The sequence below is a fragment of the Bradyrhizobium sp. 31Argb genome (assembly GCF_043638955.1).
GTDB lineage: Bacteria > Pseudomonadota > Alphaproteobacteria > Rhizobiales > Xanthobacteraceae > Bradyrhizobium.
This window is the reverse complement of the sequence record NZ_JBEGDB010000497.1, coordinates 1-2,806: the sequence shown is the minus strand read 5'-3', so window position 1 is coordinate 2,806 and position 2,806 is coordinate 1. Positions and strand designations below refer to the sequence as shown.

Sequence of the window (2,806 nt, the reverse complement as noted above, 5' to 3'; positions counted from 1 at the left end):
GAAAGGGATCAGGAGCGGTCAGTTTCCAACTAACAAACCGGTTCAAGCGGTCCCGCTCCGCGGGTCCATTTCAGAGTGCCATAGGGGCGATCGCCAGCAGCACGGACGGAATCGCCATCATCCCGGACGGTCACTTCAAATTCCCCCACCTGTGGTCGCGCAAACTCCCCTACTTGTGGAGCAGGACGAGAGGTTATTAGGTTGACTGGGTTTTGCGTGCAAGGGCTTCGGCGGCTTCCTTGAGGCGGTAGCTGCGGCCGTCGAACTCGAGCAGATGGCAATGGTGCATGAGGCGATCGAGGATCGTCGTGCTCATGGTGTTGTCGCGGAGATAAGCGCCCCAATCCTGCACGACGCGATTGGACGTGACGATGACGCTGCGGTGCAATTCGTAGCGTTGATGGATCAGAGTCTGTAGCAAAGCGCCAGCTTCGTCGGGGATGGTGCGAGCGAGGAACAGGTCGTCAAGCACAAGCAGATCGCAGTCAAAGATGCTCCGCAGCCGAGCTTCGCGCTGAGCGGCGGGGCTGAGGGCGTAACGGTTGAAGAAGTCGTCGGCCTCGAGATACTGGACCTTGTGGCCTTGCAGGATGGCCTGGTAGGCGACGGCCTTGGCCACGTGCGACTTTCCGGTGCCAGGCTTGCCAATGAGCAGTGCGTTGTCACCGGCGGCGACAAACTTCAGCGTGTGCAGCTGGAAGCAGGCCTGACGCGGCAGTTTGGGATTGAAGAACCAGTCGAACTCCGCGAGCGTGAGCTTCTCTTCGAGCCCGGATTGCTGGTAGCGGCGAGCGATGAGACGGGACTGACGACGATCGAGTTCGTCCTGCAGGAGCAGGCAGAAGGTCTCGAGGAACGGTTGGCTGGCGCCCTGGGCCTGCAGGATGCGGGTCTCGAGCGTGTCGCGTATGCCCGACAGCCGCAATTGTCGTAGGCAGCGATCGATTTCCGTCAAGGTCATGGTCATTCGGAAGGAGCTCCTGTGGAGGTTGAAAGGCTGAGTTGATCGGCAATCAAGGTCTCGGTGAGAGCGCTCGCGTCGTCGGAGCTGGCCGGGGTTGCGGAGGCGACGCGAGCGCGGTTTGTTGCACGCTGATCATCGCCGTTGTTGATTAGCCGGCTCTCGTTGCTGGCAGCACGGTTCTGGGCGCCGAGGCGAAAGAGTTCGCCGTATTCGTCCGCAGGACGGATCAGAGGATGATCCTGCGTCAGCGGCAGCGTGAGTTGTGGTGCATGATCGAGGCGCTCGAGCGCCTGCTCGAACAATCGCTCGACGATGGCGCACACCTGTTTGTAGCGATGGATGTGATGACGTACGGCGTGATCGCAGGCCTGCTCGACGAGCCGGGCGGGATACTTCTTCGCCAGTCCGACAATGCCCCACATCGCGCGTTGTCCGACGCGGCCTTCGGTGTCGAACAGGTGCTGACAGAGCGCCTTCGCTTGCGGTCCGATGTCGCCGGCGCTTGCCAGCAGGAAGGCGGTCTGACGGGATGGATTGAACGGGCGCTCGTTGTCCGGCAGCTCGAGCGAACCCGGCCGTGCGGCGCGGGCATGAACGCGCAGCAGCGCCTGGGTGCTGCGGTCGCGGATCTCGATCGTCGTCTCGTAGAGCCGTACCACGACCTGACTGCCGATCGGCGCGGGGCGCGCGGCATAGTCGCTGTGGTCCACCCGCACGGTGGTGTCATCGTAGACGGTGCGCACGAGCTCGGAGAAGTAACGGAAGCCGGTCGCAGGCAATGGCCGCAGATGCGGCTTCTCTTCCTGGAACATGGCCTCGACCTGACGCCTTGTGCTGCCATGGATGCGTTTGGAAGCCCAGTTCGCCTCCCAGTGCTCCAGAAACCTGTTCTGAGCTTCGAGGGACTCGAAGCGCCGCCCGGCGAGCGCGGTGCCCTGGGTGTGCTGGATCGCGTTCTCCACGGTCCCCTTGCGGTTCGGGTCCCGCACCCGCGCCGGATCGGCGACGACGCCGTAATGCGCGAGCACGGCGCCGTAGAGCCGGTTGAGCTCGGGCTCGTACAGGTCGGGCGTGACGACGCCTTCCTTGAGATTATCGAGCACGACATAACTGCGGCGCCGCCGAAGTATCGAAAAGCCTGTTCGGGGAGCTGCGCCCAGATCTGCTGGCTCGACTTCCAGACCACCCGCCGGAAGCTACGCCGCGAGTAGCGCAGGGTCATCACGAACAGGCGCGGCCGGCGGTAACGACCGCTGTTCGGATCACGGGTCAGCGCGCCTTCGCCATAATCGACCTGGGCCTCCTCGCCGGGGGCAAACTCGAGACGGTCAAACTGTTTGGGATCGATGTGGCGCAGGGCACGCACGAAACGCTTGACGCTCTCGTAGCTGGCAGTGAAGCCGAACTGGTCAACCAGATCCTGGTAGACCGCCTGCGCATTGCGCTTCAGACGGACCTGCTGTTCGATCCATTCCCGATGCGGTTCGCAGGCTGAGCGGGCGAAATCAAACGTCCTGGCGGCCGCCTTCGCTCCGATAGCCGGCGGTCGCGGAGGTGGGGGAGTTTGGCCATCCGCGGCCTCGGAGCCGGCGGTCACCCCGGGGGAATTTGCCTCCGCCGCTCGCCCGGACGCGAAAATCGCCTGGTAGCGCCGGATCGTCTTGCGGTCGATCCCCGTCAGCCGCTGGATCTCTCGTTGGCTCGTCTGGCGCTCAAGTAACGTGAATACAGTGCTTTGCAGATGCGGCTTCAAGACGTTCAACTCCCCTGAGCAACCGGCGACATGGGTAACACTTCAAACCGACGACATGGGTAACACAATTCTCGTTTCGTTCAGGTCTG

At 62.9% G+C, this 2,806-nt stretch carries 1 protein-coding gene and 1 pseudogene; both read right to left on the bottom strand.

Annotated elements, in window-relative coordinates; all coding sequences use genetic code 11:
• Positions 1–196: 196 nt before the first annotated feature.
• On the bottom strand, positions 197–967 hold the full coding sequence (istB, locus tag AAFX91_RS40585) for an IS21-like element helper ATPase IstB (RefSeq protein ID WP_394570230.1): 771 nt from the start codon (positions 965–967) through the stop codon (positions 197–199).
• Positions 964–2,726: pseudogene (istA, locus tag AAFX91_RS40580) on the bottom strand (IS21 family transposase). The gene istB and the pseudogene istA overlap by 4 nt, the downstream one beginning before the upstream one ends.
• Positions 2,727–2,806: the final 80 nt, after the last annotated feature.

What these genes read in the sequence shown, in the direction of transcription:
- istB (WP_394570230.1), bottom strand. Translation starts at nt 967, where the DNA reads ATGACCATGACCTTGACGGAAATCGATCGCTGCCTACGACAATTGCGG.